Origin of the sequence: Allomuricauda sp. M10, from assembly GCF_020782875.1 — a bacterium.
Taxonomy (GTDB): Bacteria; Bacteroidota; Bacteroidia; order Flavobacteriales; family Flavobacteriaceae; genus Flagellimonas.
The window spans coordinates 131,880-147,714 of the sequence record NZ_JAJGBN010000003.1; the positions used below are offsets into that span (position 1 = coordinate 131,880).

At 42.7% G+C, this 15,835-nt stretch carries 17 protein-coding genes and 1 tRNA gene; 12 read left to right on the forward strand and 6 right to left on the reverse strand.

Annotated elements, in window-relative coordinates; translation table 11 throughout:
- The first annotated feature begins 78 nt into the window (after window positions 1-78).
- From LKX84_RS09560 to LKX84_RS09595, 8 genes are all read left to right on the forward strand, one after another.
- Window positions 79-846, forward strand: coding sequence for a TatD family hydrolase (locus LKX84_RS09560; RefSeq protein ID WP_228236943.1), 768 nt, complete (start codon window positions 79-81; stop codon window positions 844-846).
- Between the two features lie 3 nt (window positions 847-849).
- Window positions 850-1,881: an asparaginase gene (locus tag LKX84_RS09565; protein WP_228236944.1), complete on the forward strand. Its 1,032-nt coding sequence runs from the start codon at window positions 850-852 to the stop codon at window positions 1,879-1,881.
- 66 nt (window positions 1,882-1,947) lie between these two features.
- Window positions 1,948-2,035: transfer RNA gene (locus tag LKX84_RS09570), tRNA-Ser, on the forward strand.
- A 79-nt stretch (window positions 2,036-2,114) separates the two neighbouring features.
- Window positions 2,115-2,843 (forward strand): MotA/TolQ/ExbB proton channel family protein, encoded by a 729-nt coding sequence (locus LKX84_RS09575; protein WP_119638523.1) that lies wholly within the window; start codon window positions 2,115-2,117, stop codon window positions 2,841-2,843.
- A gap of 27 nt (window positions 2,844-2,870) precedes the next feature.
- Window positions 2,871-3,308: a hypothetical protein gene (locus tag LKX84_RS09580; protein WP_228236945.1), complete on the forward strand. Its 438-nt coding sequence runs from the start codon at window positions 2,871-2,873 to the stop codon at window positions 3,306-3,308.
- 10 nt (window positions 3,309-3,318) lie between these two features.
- Window positions 3,319-3,927, forward strand: coding sequence for an ExbD/TolR family protein (locus LKX84_RS09585; RefSeq protein WP_228236946.1), 609 nt, complete (start codon window positions 3,319-3,321; stop codon window positions 3,925-3,927).
- Window positions 3,928-3,941: 14 nt separating this feature from the next.
- Entirely contained in the window at window positions 3,942-4,424 is a 483-nt protein-coding gene (locus LKX84_RS09590) for an ExbD/TolR family protein (protein ID WP_228236947.1), read from the forward strand.
- Window positions 4,425-4,495: 71 nt separating this feature from the next.
- Entirely contained in the window at window positions 4,496-5,197 is a 702-nt protein-coding gene (locus LKX84_RS09595) for a porin family protein (protein ID WP_410548876.1), read from the forward strand.
- Here the strand turns inward: LKX84_RS09595 and LKX84_RS09600 are convergent.
- From LKX84_RS09600 to pyrH, 6 genes are all read right to left on the reverse strand, one after another.
- Window positions 5,192-5,794 carry a hypothetical protein gene (locus tag LKX84_RS09600; RefSeq protein WP_228236949.1) on the reverse strand — a complete coding sequence of 201 codons (603 nt, stop codon included), beginning with the start codon at window positions 5,792-5,794 and terminating at the stop codon, window positions 5,192-5,194. The genes LKX84_RS09595 and LKX84_RS09600 overlap by 6 nt on opposite strands.
- Complete coding sequence (gene rpoN, locus LKX84_RS09605; RefSeq protein WP_228236950.1) at window positions 5,794-7,254, reverse strand: RNA polymerase factor sigma-54; 1,461 nt, start codon at window positions 7,252-7,254, stop codon at window positions 5,794-5,796. The genes LKX84_RS09600 and rpoN overlap by 1 nt, the downstream gene beginning before the upstream one ends.
- 46 nt (window positions 7,255-7,300) lie before the next feature.
- A complete protein-coding gene (gene asnS / locus LKX84_RS09610; RefSeq protein ID WP_228236951.1) occupies window positions 7,301-8,734 on the reverse strand; it encodes an asparagine--tRNA ligase in 1,434 nt (477 codons plus the stop codon).
- 86 nt (window positions 8,735-8,820) lie between these two features.
- Complete coding sequence (locus LKX84_RS09615; protein ID WP_228236952.1) at window positions 8,821-11,220, reverse strand: efflux RND transporter permease subunit; 2,400 nt, start codon at window positions 11,218-11,220, stop codon at window positions 8,821-8,823.
- Between the two features lie 75 nt (window positions 11,221-11,295).
- Complete coding sequence (gene frr / locus LKX84_RS09620) at window positions 11,296-11,850, reverse strand: ribosome recycling factor (RefSeq protein WP_228236953.1); 555 nt, start codon at window positions 11,848-11,850, stop codon at window positions 11,296-11,298.
- 27 nt (window positions 11,851-11,877) lie between these two features.
- Window positions 11,878-12,585 (reverse strand): UMP kinase, encoded by a 708-nt coding sequence (gene pyrH / locus LKX84_RS09625; RefSeq protein ID WP_228236954.1) that lies wholly within the window; start codon window positions 12,583-12,585, stop codon window positions 11,878-11,880.
- Between the two features lie 160 nt (window positions 12,586-12,745).
- Between pyrH and LKX84_RS09630 the strand changes: the two genes are divergently transcribed.
- From LKX84_RS09630 to LKX84_RS09645, 4 genes are read left to right on the forward strand one after another with little or no spacing between them, the layout of a single operon-like run.
- The gene (locus LKX84_RS09630; protein WP_228236955.1) at window positions 12,746-13,300 is read left to right on the forward strand and encodes an RNA polymerase sigma factor; all 555 of its coding nucleotides are present in this window, start codon (window positions 12,746-12,748) and stop codon (window positions 13,298-13,300) included.
- On the forward strand, window positions 13,297-14,091 hold the full coding sequence (locus LKX84_RS09635) for a HEAT repeat domain-containing protein (protein ID WP_228236956.1): 795 nt from the start codon (window positions 13,297-13,299) through the stop codon (window positions 14,089-14,091). Before LKX84_RS09630 ends, LKX84_RS09635 begins: the two co-directional genes overlap by 4 nt.
- 60 nt (window positions 14,092-14,151) lie before the next feature.
- Window positions 14,152-15,027 carry a DUF4097 family beta strand repeat-containing protein gene (locus tag LKX84_RS09640; RefSeq protein WP_228236957.1) on the forward strand — a complete coding sequence of 292 codons (876 nt, stop codon included), beginning with the start codon at window positions 14,152-14,154 and terminating at the stop codon, window positions 15,025-15,027.
- Window positions 15,024-15,833, forward strand: coding sequence for a DUF4097 family beta strand repeat-containing protein (locus tag LKX84_RS09645; protein ID WP_228236958.1), 810 nt, complete (start codon window positions 15,024-15,026; stop codon window positions 15,831-15,833). Before LKX84_RS09640 ends, LKX84_RS09645 begins: the two co-directional genes overlap by 4 nt.
- Window positions 15,834-15,835 lie beyond the last annotated feature (2 nt).

Sequence of the window (15,835 nt, forward strand, 5' to 3'; positions counted from 1 at the left end):
AGCGCAGGTGAAGCATCTCAAAATGTTTTATTGGATATGAAAGTTTTGGGACAACTAAGATAAATCTATTTTTGTGACATGATCATAACCGATACCCATACCCATTTATATAGTGAAGCATTTGTTGACGACCGTGATGCCATGATGCAACGGGCACTGGATGCTGGCGTGGAGCGTTTTTTTATTCCCGCCATCGATTCTACCTATACCCAGTCTATGTTGGATCTGGAGTCCAACTATCCCCAAAATGTGTTTTTGATGATGGGATTGCATCCTACCCATGTTAAGGAAAATTATCAAGAAGAACTGGCATTGGTGGAAGAATGGCTGTCCAAAAGAAAATTTTATGCCGTGGGTGAAATTGGAATCGACCTGTATTGGGACAAGACTTTTTTGAAACAACAGCAAGAGGCGTTTGTGTTCCAGATTCGGTTGGCCAAAAAACATCAAATGCCCATTGTGATCCATTGCAGGGATGCCTTTGATGAAATTTTTGAGGTTTTGGAACAGGAAAAAAGCATTGACCTTTTCGGAATTTTCCATTGCTTTACCGGCACCTTGGAACAAGCCCATCAGGCCATTTCCTATAACATGAAATTGGGTATTGGGGGAGTGGCTACCTTTAAAAATGGCAAAATCGACCAGTTTTTGGATCAAATCGATTTAAAACACATCGTTTTGGAGACCGATTCACCTTATTTGGCCCCGGTTCCCTATCGTGGTAAGCGCAATGAAAGTTCCTATATTGTTCAGGTGTTGGAAAAGCTTTCCTATATATATGGTATGTCCATGGAGGAAATTGCAGCCATCACAACGGAAAATTCCAAAAACGTATTCGGGGTGTAGTACATGAAAAAGAAAACGAACATATTGCTTATTTATACCGGAGGTACCATCGGTATGGTCAAGGATTACGAGACCGGTGCCCTGCGAGCCTTCAATTTTGATGAACTCATCAAGAATATTCCGGAGTTGAACCAATTGGATTGTACCCTAAAAGGAGTGTCCTTCAAAAAACCGATAGATTCGTCCAACATGAACCCAGGTTATTGGTCTTTAATTGCTTCCATTATCGAGGAACATTATGCGGATCATGATGGGTTTGTGGTGCTCCACGGTAGCGATACCATGAGTTATTCGGCATCTGCTTTGAGCTTTATGTTGGAGAATCTGGACAAACCGGTCATTTTTACCGGATCACAATTGCCCATCGGGGACCTCAGGACCGATGCGAAGGAAAATTTGATCACTTCTATTGAGATTGCTTCGCTTCAAGAAAATGGGAAACCAGTGGTGCAGGAAGTAGGGCTTTATTTTGAATACAAGTTGTACCGCGGCAACCGGACCACCAAGATCAATGCAGAACATTTTGAGGCTTTTGCCTCCTTAAACTATCCACCTTTGGTGGAATCGGGAGTGCATTTAAAGGTGCATCCTAATTATTTGCTGAAGAAATCGGCCAAGAACAAGTCCCTTTTAGTGCATAAAAAAATGGATGATCGGGTGGCAATTCTCAAATTGTTTCCCGGAATCAATCAAGATGTGATGAAGGCAGTGCTCCAAATACCCCATTTAAAGGCCCTTGTTTTGGAGACCTATGGTGCTGGAAATGCCCCAATGGACGATTGGTTTCTGCAAGAATTGAAATCGGCGGTAAAAAAAGGTTTGCATATAATTAACGTGACCCAGTGCTCCGGAGGCAGTGTTTTTATGGGCCATTACGAAACCAGTGAAAAGTTGAAGGAGATGCAACTGATTAACGGCAAGGATATTACAACGGAGGCCGCTATTACCAAGGCTATGTACCTATTGGGCACTGGTGTTCCCGATGCATTGTTCAAGACAATTTACGAAACACCATTGCGTGGGGAAATGGTGTAAAATTAACGCATCAAATTTCTATAACTGATTATTTTTTCGTTTATTGGTCGGCCTAAATGAAGGAATAGAGAGGTGGCCGAGTGGTCGAAGGCGCACGCCTGGAAAGTGTGTATACACCAAAAGTGTATCGAGGGTTCGAATCCCTTCCTCTCTGCAAGGTATTTTAGTTTTTCAATTGCAAAATTTTTATATCTTTAACATTATTAACTAACTAAATTTAAGTTTTAAGTAAAATGAAAAAAATATCCTTTACTCTGGCTGCTGCCGGAATGTTTGTGATGGGAACTACAACTGCATCTGCAGCAATGTTGCAAGAAGAAGCTGAAGCCAGCAAAGGTTTCACCCAGGTATTGAAAGAACAATTTATTCAAGGAGGTCCTGCCTTCATGGGTATTGTACTTCTTTGTTTGATATTGGGATTGGCTGTAGCCATCGAAAGAATTATCTATTTGAATTTGGCAACTACAAACACTGCTAAATTGAAACAACAAGTTGAAGATGCTTTGGCTTCTGGAGGTGTAGAAGCGGCCAAAGAGGTTTGCAGGAACACAAAAGGACCTGTTGCTTCCATCTTCTACCAAGGATTGGACAGATCTTCCGAAGGTTTGGAATCTGCTGAGAAAGCAGTTGTTGCTTACGGAGGTGTACAAATGGGCCAATTGGAGAAAAACGTATCTTGGTTGTCCTTGTTTATCGCTGTGGCCCCGATGCTTGGGTTCATGGGTACGGTAATCGGTATGATCCAGGCCTTCCAAAAAATCGCCGCTGTTGGTAACTTGAGTGCCTCTTTGATCGCTGGTGATATCCAGGTGGCGTTGTTGACCACGGTATTCGGTTTGATCGTGGCCATCATCCTTCAGATTTTCTACAACTACATCATTGCTAAGATCGATAGTATCGTAAACGACATGGAAGATGCCTCTATATCTTTGATTGATATGTTGGCAGCACACAAGAAATAATTACGGAACTAAAAACTATCGGGAAACATGAATAAAATTGTAAAAATAGCACTCATTGCAATCGGGTTGATTTCTGCCGTACTATGGTTCTCTTTGCCATCAGCGGAAGATCCGGATGCAATCAGCAGTGGGTCAATGAACTTTATGTTCATCATCATGTACATCTTGTTGGCCATTGCCGTAATAGCAGCACTGTTCTTTGGATTGACCAAATTGCTTTCCACTCCGGGAAGCCTCAAGAAAACCCTGTTCGCCCTAGGTGGATTGGCCATTGTTGTGGCTATTTCCTATGGACTTTCTTCTAACAACGCTCCTGTTGTTGAAGAGATGGCAAGCAGAGGTATTACGACCACAGAAGGAACTGTGAAGAACATTGGAATGGGATTGAACGTATTCTTCATCCTGACCGTAGTAGCGGTAGTTCTAATGGTATTCCCAGGATTGAAGAAAATGTTTGTAAAGTAAAAATTGAACTATGCCTAGAAGAAAAGCAGCGCCGGAAGTCAATGCCGGTTCCATGGCAGACATCGCTTTCCTCTTGCTTATCTTTTTCTTGGTGACCACCACCATTGAAACGGATGCAGGTTTGGATCGTATGTTGCCACCGATGGAGCCGCCGACTGATCAGGACGTAATTATTAGACAGAAGAACATTTTTACGGTGAACATCAATAAAAATGGTCAGCTGTTGGTAGAGGATAACCTGATGAACCTTAAAGATTTGAGAAAAGCTGCTACCGCGTTTTTGGAAAACAATGCGGATGGTTCCTGTTCTTATTGTAAAGGTAAAAAGGATCCAGCTTCCTCTGATAATCCAACAAAGGCCATCATTTCATTGAAAAATGACAGGGAGACCAAGTATAGTACCTATATCACCGTTCAAAACGAATTGGTAGGAGCCTATAACGATTTGCGTAACCGTGAGGCTCAAAAACTGTACAAACAGGATTTCACCAAAATGGAAGCCGAGTACCTAAACCCAGAAACACCTTCTGCAATTAGGGATGATTTGAAAGACAAAGTGAAGCGTATCCAAGATATGTTCCCACAAAAGCTTTCAGAAGCTGAAACATCAACCAATTAAAACTAGAATTTAGTATGGCTAAGTTTACAAAAAAGAAGGATGGGGATTTGCCAGCGGTGTCTACAGCATCTTTGCCGGATATCGTATTCATGTTGTTGTTCTTCTTTATGACAGTGACCACAATGAAAGACAGTTCTTTAATGGTTGAGAACACGCTTCCTAATGCAACTGAGATCAAAAAATTGGAAAAAAAGGACCGTGTGATATATATCTACGTCGGTAAACCTACCCAAGAGTATCAAAAGGTTTTTGGTTCTGAACCAAAAATCCAGTTGAATGATAAATTTGCCAATGTAGACGAAGTTGGAACTTTTATTTTGGCAGAGCGTGCAAAAAAACCTCAAGAACTTCAAAACGTATTGACTACTGCATTGAAGGTTGATAAGAATGCCAATATGGGTCTTATCGCCGATATAAAACAAGAATTGAGGAAAGTGAATGCCCTAAAGGTGAACTACACCACTTATGAGGGAGATGCTTTTAACAATCTACAGTAGGCAATAGCTTAGATTTAGTGGGAAACGCTCCAAATGATTAATTTGGAGCGTTTTTTGTTTATAGTAATGCAATGATCAACGTGAACAGAATTTTATGGATATTGGTTTTGGGGTTTCTTTCCCAAGGAATCAATGCCCAAACAGAAGTCGTAGAAGAACAACAAGATTTTTCAAGGTATTTGGAAGATCAGTTCTATGCCGGATTCGGGTATAACGTACTACTGGGAAAACCGGATGGTGTGGTGCAGCGAAACCTGTCCTATAATCTTCAGGCCGGGTTTATAAAGGATATTCCCTTTAACCAACGCAGAAATTTTGGTGTTGGACTTGGCTTGGGCTATGCTGTCAATTCGTATTATTCCAACATGGTAGTATCCCAAAATGCTGGTGCTTTGTTGTACGAAGTCAAGGATGTATCTGAGTTCAATCGCAGCAAGTTGGAAACCCATGCCATTGAATTACCCTTTGAAATCCGTTGGAGGACTTCAACCGCGGACGAATATAAATTCTGGCGAATCTACGCTGGGGCCAAGTTGGGATATGTTTTTTCTGGTAGCTCCCGAGTAGTTACGGATACTGGAACAAATGGCTTCGCCAATAATGATATCGAAAAATGGCAATATGGCCTTATGATTAATTTTGGCTACAATACCTGGAATATTCATGCCTATTATGCCCTTAATCCACTGTTAAAAGATGGAACGGTGCTCGATACCGGGGAAGCCATCGACATTAGGGCCTTGCGCATAGGAGTGATCTTTTATATCCTATAGCCAATATTTTAAAATGATCAATTGGGAACAGCACCCGATCAAAAAGCCGATCAACAATTCATTTCTGTTGTGTGCCTTCAAGTAAAGTCTTGAGGTGGCCACCAATCCGGTAAACAAAGTAAACAGGCTTATCGCAAGGGTAATATTCCGTTCAAAATGGATGCTCAGGGCGATCATGAAGGTCAAAAGAGTTCCCATCCCCAAAAGATGCATGCTGGTCTTAAACTTGAAGAAAAGTAGAATAAGACACGTAGTCGTTGCCGTCAACAGGCCAGTAAAAAAGTAAAAGAGCTCGTTTACGTAGTTATTGGGTATCACCTTATACAAGATCATCAAAAAGATGACACAGCTGATATAAAGCGGGTATTTGCGTTCGTGGAGTGTAGGCAGAAAAATGGAACTGATCACTCCCAGATTTTTTAGGATCAAAAAGAAAATAATGGGGATGATGACCGTCAAAATGAAGATGGGGAGAATGTTCCCGCTTTCAATTTCCAATGTACTGTATGGGGCAATTACAAAATAAATGACCGTGCCTCCAAATGGTATAAAAAGTGGATGGAAAATGTACGAGATGATGTTGTAAACATGGCGCATCAGATCTGCTTTCTAAGCCGTGCTACCGGAATACCGAGTTGTTCCCGGTATTTGGCCACCGTACGCCGTGCAATGGGGTAGCCTCTTTCCTTAAGGATCTTGGCCAATTTATCATCTGTTAGCGGTTTCTTTTTCTGTTCGTCACCGATAACGGTTTCCAAAATCTTTTTGATTTCTTTCGTGGACACATCTTCCCCTTGCTCATTTTTCATGGCCTCGGAGAAAAAGTCCTTGATCAATTTGGTGCCATAAGGCGTATCCACATATTTGCTGTTGGCCACACGCGAAACGGTGGAAACATCCATATCAATTTTATCCGCGATGTCCTTTAAGATCATTGGTCGCAGTTTACGCTCATCACCGGTCAAGAAGTATTCCTCCTGATAATCCATTATGGTCTTCATGGTGATGTATAGCGTTTGCTGGCGTTGTCTAATGGCATCAATGAACCACTTGGCCGCATCCAATTTCTGTTTGATGAACAGCACCGTATCCTTCTGGGACTTCGATTTTTCCTTGGAGTTTTTATAACCTTCCAGCATATTGCTATATTCCCTGGAAACGTGAAGTTCAGGGGCATTTCTGCCGTTCAGGCTTAGTTCCAGTTCCCCATCTACAATTCGGATGGAAAAATCGGGAACAATATGCTCAATCATCCTAGTGCCGCCCGAATAGGAACCACCCGGTTTTGGGTTCAGTCTTTCAATTTCTGAAATAGCATCTTTCAGCTCCTCCTCGGTTACATGGTGTTTTTGGATAAGCTTGTCGTAATGCTTTTTGGTAAACTGCTCAAAAGATTTATCAAGGATGCTGATGGCCAACTCTACCGAAGGTTTGCGGTCTTTCCTTTTCAATTGAAGGATCAGGCATTCATCCAACGAACGTGCCGCCACGCCTGGAGGGTCCAATTCTTGCACAATCTTAAGCACGGCTTCGATCTTGCTTTCATCCACATAAATGTTTTGGGTAAAGGCAAGGTCGTCCATAATATCGGCAATCGGTCTTCTGATATAACCACTTTCATCTACGCTGCCCACTAAAAATTCGGCAATGGCCCATTCCTCATCATCCAAATAAAAGGTATTCAGCTGGTTGATCAGGTGTTGGTTAAAGGAAATTCCGGCAGCATACGGAATGCTTTTTTCCTCATCGTCCGAGCTGTAATTGTTGGCCTGGGTGCGGTAATCGGGAATCTCGTCATCACTCAGATAATCATCAATGTTGATGTCATCCGCCTCAATGGTCTCATTGTCCCCGGAATCGTCATAAGGGTCGTCATAAACATCATCCATGTTTTCCATTTCCGCTTCCTTGCCACTTTCCAACGCAGGGTTTTCTTCCAGCTCTTGTTTTAAGCGCTGTTCAAAAGCCTGTGTAGGCAATTGAATGAGCTTCATGAGCTGAATCTGCTGTGGAGACAGTTTCTGGGAAAGCTTAAACTGTAGATGTTGTTTTAGCATAAGGATGGAATTGAAATCTTCCTTGCCGTAAAGTTATAAATTCAATTTAAAACTCCGCATTCTGTGGGGTTCTGGGGTAAGGGATTACGTCCCTGATGTTGCCCATACCCGTGGCGAATTGCACCATACGCTCAAATCCAAGTCCAAAACCGCTGTGTACGGCCGTACCAAATTTGCGTAGGTCCAAATACCACCAAAGTTCCTTGTCGTCAATGCCGAGGTCCTTGATCTTTTGTTGAAGCACTTCCAAACGCTCCTCACGTTGCGATCCTCCCACAATTTCCCCGATACCTGGGAAAAGTACGTCCATGGCGCGAACCGTCTTGCCGTCTTCGTTCAAACGCATGTAGAATGCCTTGATCTTAGCCGGATAATCGAAAAGGATTACAGGACATTTAAAGTGTTTTTCCACCAAAAAGCGCTCGTGCTCGCTTTGCAGGTCAGCACCCCACTCTTCAATAATATATTGGAATTTTTTCTTCTTGTTGGGATTGCTGTTCCTTAAAATATCGATGGCCTCGGTATAAGAAACCCGTTTGAAGTTGTTCTCCACCACGAATTTTAGCTTTTCCAACAAGGTCATTTCAGAACGTTCGGCCTGCGGTTTGGATTTTTCCTCGTCCAACAAACGGCCTTCCAAAAATTCAAGGTCGTCCTTGCAATGCTCCAGTACATATCGGATAATGGATTTGATGAAATCCTCAGCTAAGTCCATGTTGGCTGCTAGGTCGTTGAAGGCCACTTCTGGTTCGATCATCCAGAATTCGGCCAAATGACGTGATGTATTGGAGTTTTCGGCCCTAAAAGTAGGTCCAAAGGTATATACTTTGCCCAATGCCATGGCATAGGTCTCGGCTTCCAATTGCCCTGATACGGTCAAGTTGGTCTCCTTCCCAAAAAAGTCTTCGGAATAATCCACATTGCCGTTTTCATCCAAAGGTGGTTTTTTGGCATCCAAACTGGTCACCCTGAACATTTCCCCGGCACCTTCGGCATCGGAACCGGTAATGATCGGGGCATGCATATAGTAAAACCCTTTTTGCTGGAAATAACTGTGAATGGCAAAGGCCAAAGCCGAACGCACCCGCATTACAGCTGCAAACGTATTGGTTCGTACCCTCAAATGCGCCTTTTCTCTCAAGAATTCCAAAGAGTGTTTTTTAGGCTGAATGGGGTAGGTTTCCGGATCGGCGGTGCCATGTACAAAAACATCTTCAGCCTGAATTTCCACACTTTGTCCTTTTCCTTGGCTTTCTACCAAGGTTCCGGAAATTTTTAGGGCAGAACCGGTAGTAATCTGTTTGAGGACCGCTTCATCCAGTTTTTCAAAATCTACTACACATTGTAAATTATGTATGGTTGAACCGTCGTTCAAGGCTATAAATCGGTTGCTCCTAAATGTTTTTACCCATCCATTAACTTCTACGGAATCTCCTACGGGCTGCTTTTCTAGCAATTCTTTTATGGAATAAGACTTCATTGTAAGGCTATCGTAATTTAGGCGGTAAAGATAGGTTTTTGGACAAAAACGATGGCAATGCCGCCAAGTAATTTATGGCCCTTTTCCTAGGATTTATGCTTGGGATTGTCCTCTTCTTGAGGCAAGATGTCAATCTGTGGTTCTTTCAATACCTCTTTGTTGGCAATACTTCTTTCTAAAGAAAGGAGTAAAGAAGGCAGCAAGATCAAATTGGACAGCATGGCAAACAACAAGGTGGCCGATACCAGACCTCCCAACGCTTTTGTTCCCCCAAAACTGGAGAGGATGAACACCGAGAAACCAAAAAACAATACGATGGAAGTATAGAACATACTCACCCCGGTTTCCCTTAGAGCAGCATAAACGGATCGTTTAATGTGCCATTTGTGTGTGGCCAGTTCTTGCCGGTACTTGGCCAAAAAGTGAATAGTGTCGTCCACAGAAATCCCAAAGGCAATACTGAATACCAAAATGGTGGATGGTTTTATCGGGATACCCAAATAGCCCATGAGCCCAGCAGTGATCAATAGGGGCAACAAGTTGGGCACCAACGAAATGATGACCATCCTAAACGAACGGAACAAATAAGCCATGAACAAGGAAATAAGTCCAATGGCCAAGGCGAGTGACATCACCAGGTTGGCGACCAAATATTTGGTTCCCTTCAAAAACAATAAAGCTTTACCTGTCATGTACACATTGAACTTGTCAGGAGGAAAGGATTTGGTGATGGCCTCTTGCACATCCTTCTCAATTTCTTCCATACGGTCAATGGGCACATCCTGCATGTACGTGGTCAATCGGGCGATTTGGCCTGTGCTGTCCACAAAACTTTGCAAAAGATTTCCATCTGTGGATGATTTTCTGGCCGCATCCATGATGAAAGTATTCTCTTGGCTGGTGGGCAGTTGGTAATATTTCGGGATTCCGTTGTAAAAGGCCTGCTTGGAATATTTGATCAAATCCACAATGGAAATGGGGCGTGACAATTCGGGAATTTCATCAATGACAGTTCCCAATTGGTCCATGCGTTTTAGGGTGGCTGGCTTGATTACCCCATTTTTCCGTTCGGTATCCACCACAATTTCCATGGGCATGATACCATCGAACTCTTCTTCAAAAAATTGGATGTCATTATAAAATTCGGTGTTCTTTGGTAAGTCTTCGATCCTGCTTCCGGTAATTTTCATCTGGTTGATGCCGATTACACTCACGACCAAAACCCCAACCGTAACCATGTAAACGGCAATCCTATGCTCACGTACAATGTACTCCATCTTACCTACAAAAAAGTCGATCCACTTTTTGTTAAGGTGTTTTAGGTGCTTCGTCTTTGGAAGCGCCATAAAACTGTAAATAATCGGAATAATCAGCAAGGAAAGCACAAAGATGCCTATGATGTTGATGGAAGCCACAATACCGAACTCCCTCAATAGATCACTGTCCAAAATAATGAAGGTGGCAAAACCGGACGCGGTGGTAATGTTGGTCATCAAAGTGGCATTACCGATCTTGGAAATGACCCTTTGCAACGACAGGGCTTGGTTTCCATGTTTCTTTACCTCTTGTTGGTATTTGTTGATGAGGAATATACAGTTGGGAATCCCGATTACAATGATCAACGGCGGGATCAACGCGGTAAGAATCGTGATTTCGTATTGCAATAATCCCAATATACCGAAAGCCCACATCACCCCAATGATCACAATACACATGGAGATAAAAGTGGCCCTGAAACTCCTGAAGAAAAAGAAGAAAATCAAAGAAGTGACCAAAAGGGCGGCCCCGATGAAGATTCCGATTTCATCCACGATGGATTTGGTATTCCAGGTTCTGATATAGGGCATGCCTGAAACCCTTACATCCAATTGAGTGTCCTCTTCAAAGGTTTTTACCAAATCCCCAAGATCGTTCAATATAAACTGGTTCCTTACGGCTGTGTTCAAGATGTCTTTATCCAAATAGGCAATGGTCTGAATGGTACCGCTTTTGGGATTGTAGACCAGATTATCATAAAAAGGCAACTCATTAAAAAGGTGATTTTTTAAGGAATCGATTTGCACTTTGGTCTTTGGCGGCGATTTGATAAAGGGATTCATGACAAACGTCTGGGTTTTGTCATCCTTCTCCAGAACCTTCAAGTTTTCAAGGGAAACCACAAAATCAATTTCCGGGAAGGCGTCCAACTGTTTGGCCAAACGGTTCCAGCGGTTGAAATTTTCTGGGGTGAACAAAGCGGTATCCCTCACGGCCAACACAATGGCGTTGCCTTCTTCCCCAAATATTTTGGTGAAGTTGTTGTATTGGATGGTTGCGGGATGGTCGTCAGGCAAAAGGTTTGCCTCCGTATTCGAAAACTTGATGTTTTTCCACTGAAAAGCTAGAAAAACAGTGACGGCCACGATACCGACAAGGATCAAGATCCTATTTCGAAGAATAATGCGTGCGACCTTGGTCCAAAAACCTTGTGTGAGCTTTGCTACCATTTTGGTTTAATTGGGCGCAAAGGTAGAAAATGATCGGCTGTGTTCCTAGGAAAGCAGCTTATCAATGATCAAGTTTTAAACCTTCATGATCTCTGCTTCCTTAACGGTAAGCAGGGAATCCACTTTTTTAATGTATGAATTGGTAAGTTCTTGAACGTCCACTTCGGCATTTTTTAAAAGGTCTTCGGAGATTTCAAGGGCTTTCAAATCCTTATTGGCCTCTTGTCTGCCACTACGGATACTCACTTTGGCGTCCTCGGCTTCGGCTTTGGCCTGTTTTACCAATTGCACCCTGCGTTCTTCGGTAAGTGGTGGTACACTGATGATGACGGTTTCGCCATTGTTCATGGGGTTGAAACCTAAATTGGCATTCATAATGGCGTTTTCAATTTCGCCGATCAAGTTTTTTTCCCAAGGCTGTACGGAAATGGTACGGGCATCTGGGGTATTGATGTTGGAAACCTGCGAAAGCGGGGTTTGGGAGCCATAATAATCCACCATTACGGAAGATAACATTACAGGACTGGCCTTTCCGGCACGGATTTTTATAAAGGCTTTTTCCAAGTGGGAAATGCTGGCATCCATGCTTTCTTTTGCGCTATCAAGTACAAATTTTACTTCTTCGTCCATGCTCTTATTTTTTATTTCAATATCAAATTATACGTTGACCACCGTTCCAATGTTCTCACCTGATACGATTTTCATCAAATTCCCCCTAGTGTTCATATCAAAAACCACAATGGGCAATTCGTTTTCTTGGCTAAGCGTAAAAGCTGTGGTATCCATCACTTTCAAACCTTTGGAAAGTACTTCTTGGAACGAAAGGGAATCGAACTTGGTGGCTGTTTTATCTTTTTCTGGGTCGGAAGTGTAAATTCCATCAACACGGGTTCCTTTCAAGATCACATCGGCATTGATTTCGATAGCTCTCAATACGGCTGCCGAATCGGTGGTGAAATAAGGATTTCCGGTTCCACCTCCAAAGATGACCACCCGGCCTTTTTCCAAATGGCGAATAGCCCTTCTTCGGATAAAAGGTTCAGCTACTTCATTGATTTTGATGGCCGATTGCAAACGGGTTTGGATGCCTTTCAGTTCCAAGGCACTCTGTAAAGCCAATCCGTTGATCACGGTGGCCAACATGCCCATATGGTCGCCCTGTACACGGTCCATTCCTTGGCTGGCACCGGCAAGACCCCTAAAAATGTTTCCGCCGCCAATAACGATGGCAACTTCAATGCCTTTATCCACAACGCTCTTGATTTCATCGGCATATTCGGCCAAACGGTCCCCATCGATTCCGTATTGCTTTTTGCCCATCAAGGCCTCACCACTCAGTTTTAATAAAATTCTATTGTATCGCATTGAAGGTTTCTTGAAGTCGGGACAAAAATAATCAAAAAAAATTATGGGAAACCATTGAAAAAGGCGTGGACCCGAGATTCGATTGAATAAAAATTGCATACATTCTGTAACCTTTTTCAAAAACAACGGTATATCCTTCAACAGACCAAAAAACAATTCATTGCAAGCACTGACCGACAACGTCTTAATGATGAAAGTGAAAAGTGGCGACTTGGACAAGTTGGGCCTGCTCTACGAGCGACATAAAAAGAAGCTGTTCGGGTTTTTCTATAACATGGGCAACAACGCTTCTTTAAGTGAAGATCTGGTGCAAAATGTGTTCGTGAGGATTTTAAAGTATAGACAATCCTTTACCGGTGAAGGACCCTTTACCGCTTGGATGTTCAGCATGGCGCGCAACGTGAACTATGATCATCACAAAAAAGTTACCCGTGAGGGGGTCTCCAGAAATGTGTCCCCGGAACAAGTGGACAGAGGAACAGGAGATTATTTGAACGAGGCAATGGATCTGCAGGGAGATGCACATTTATTGAGAAGGGCATTGGGCCTTCTTTCCGCCGAAAAAAAGGAAATACTGCTGTTGAGCAAATACAGGGAACTGAAATTTCAAGAAATCGGGGAGATTTTGGGTTGTTCCGAAGGAGCTGCCAAGGTTAGGGTACACCGGGCCTTGAAGGATTTGAAAACGATTTTTTTACAATTGGAAACGAGATGATGGACGAAAAGTTTGAAATAGTAGCGATGGACTATCTGTCCGGAAACTTAACAGAAGGGGAAGCAAAGGAATTTGAAACCTTTCTGGAAGCGCATGTGGAATGTCGAGAAAAGTACGAGGAGCTAATGCAATCTTGGGAACAGTTGCAAGCCATGCAAACTCCAGACCCTTCGGAAAAAATGGACGAGGCCTTTTTTAACATGCTATCCTCCGTAATAGAAAAGGAACAAGGAAAGGCGCCCAAGCAAAGTATTGTGTCCATGCTTTCAGGAATTTTTAGGCCACAATGGGTAATCGGAAGTTTTCTGCTCTTGATCGGATTGGGTGTCGGGTATTTTTTAAGGCCCGAGGTGGAGCCCATTCCAACACAGACCATTGCCGCCAACAATGAAACCGAAGAGGTGCGCCAAAAGTTGGTTCTGACCTTGTTGGACCAGCCATCGGCAAACCAACGACTGCAAGGAGTCAGTGAGGCCAATAAGTTTGAGAATGCCGATGATATTGTGATCAAAGCGCTTTTAAAAACACTCAATAGCGATCCCAATGTAAACGTAAGATTGGCTGCCATAGAATCCTTGACCAATTATGTGGACAAACCCGAGGTTAGACAAGGGTTGGTGCAATCCATTCCAAATCAGGAATCGCCCATATTACAGATAACCTTGGCCAATTTAATGGTGGCCCTTCAAGAAAAGTCCTCTATAGCACCTTTCAAGCAATTGTTGAAGCAAAAGGAATTGGATACCACGGTCAAAAAACGAATCGAAAGGAGTATAGAATCCATTATATAGTTTATTTATCAATCAGCCCATTGGGCACAAATCAAATTACGAACAGTCTAATTTTTAAAAATGATGAAACGGTTATTTATTATGACATGCCTGTCCTTGGGGGTGGGTATGTTGGGTGCTACGGCACAGAAGAAAGAGTTTAGGGAGGTCATCAAAAAAAGTGTTCCCCTTGCCAATAGTGTGAACAACAGTGTGGTGGTGAAAAACGTATTCGGCTCTGTGAACGTAGAAGGATACAACGGCAACGAAGTGATTCTGGAAGTGGAACGCATTATTTCAGCGAAAAACACGGAAGATTTGGAATTGGGAAAGAAGGAACTGCAACTCCAAGTCATTGCTGAAAGCAATCGGGTTATTCTTCATCCTGATGCTCCTTACATCCAATTCGATAAGGACAAATTGAGTTACAACTGGTGCAATAAAAACAATGATGTGCCTTATGAGCACAAGTTGAATTTTACCTTGAAAGTGCCAAACTCCGTCAAGATCAATGTGAGTACCGTCAATGATGGGGATATTTTGGTCAAGAATACCAATGGTGATTCAATGGAAGCGGAGAATATAAATGGTGGTATTTCCCTGAACAATATTACAGGAAAAACCAAGGTAAGCTGTATCAATGGTGATGTGGATATTTCATATTCAAAAAATCCCAATGTGGCTTCTCGGTACTATGCCTTGAACGGGGATATCAATATTTCGTACCAACAATCGCTTTCGGCCAATATTTCGTTCAAAAGCATGAATGGGGAAATGTTCACCGACTTTGATATCAACAAACAATTTGTAAAGACCAGTAAAAATGAAGGTGATGGCGACAAGCCTAAATTCAAGTTCGAGTCTCGACCTGTCGTTCAAATAGGTAGCGGTCAGGTAGAATTCGATTTTGAGACTTTGAACGGAAATGTATTCATCAAAAAAAATAACAAGTCATGAAGAAGATCAAAAGTATAGTGATTATCGCCCTAGTATTGTGTACGGGTGTGTTGTCTGCGCAGGATAAGCAAATCGATTTGTTTACCATTCCCTTAAGTAGCCCTGGGCAATCCGGAAGACTGGTCCTTGACCAGATCAGCGGTTCCATTACGGTAACCGGTTATGAAGGGAAAGAAGTAATTGCAAAGGTTTCGGTTTCTGGTGACAAGAAGTCTTCCAGCAATGAGAAGAATGGAATGAAGCGCATTGGTAATTCCGGTCTTAACATCAGTGCCGAAGAAAAAAGCAATGAGGTGAGGATCCATAATGAAATGTGGAGCAGAACGGCTGATTTTGATATCAAAGTTCCCTACAATTTCGCGCTAAAGTTGAGTACCATCAACAATGGTGATATTTTGGTGCAGGGTGTTACGGGAGATCTGGAAATCAGTAATGTGAACGGGGGTATTTCCCTTCAGAACGTAGAAGGGTCGGTTATCGCCTATACTACTAATGGACCGGTAAAGGTCGATTTTAAGAAAATGGGCAACATGTCGGATATGGCTTTTACCAGTTTCAATGGAAATGTGGAGGTGACGTTTCCGAATAGTATAAAGGCGAATGTGAAGGCCAAATCGGATATGGGGGATGTTTATACGGATTTTGATATGGCCCTTTCAGAGAACAAACCTGAAATGGATAAAAAACAAACTTCTGGAAGTTACAAGGTAAAACTGGAACAGTGGGTTAGGGGCAAGATCAATGGAGGAGGCCCTGAACTATTGTTCAAGACCTTTAACGGTGACATTATGATCAAGTCAAAGTAATA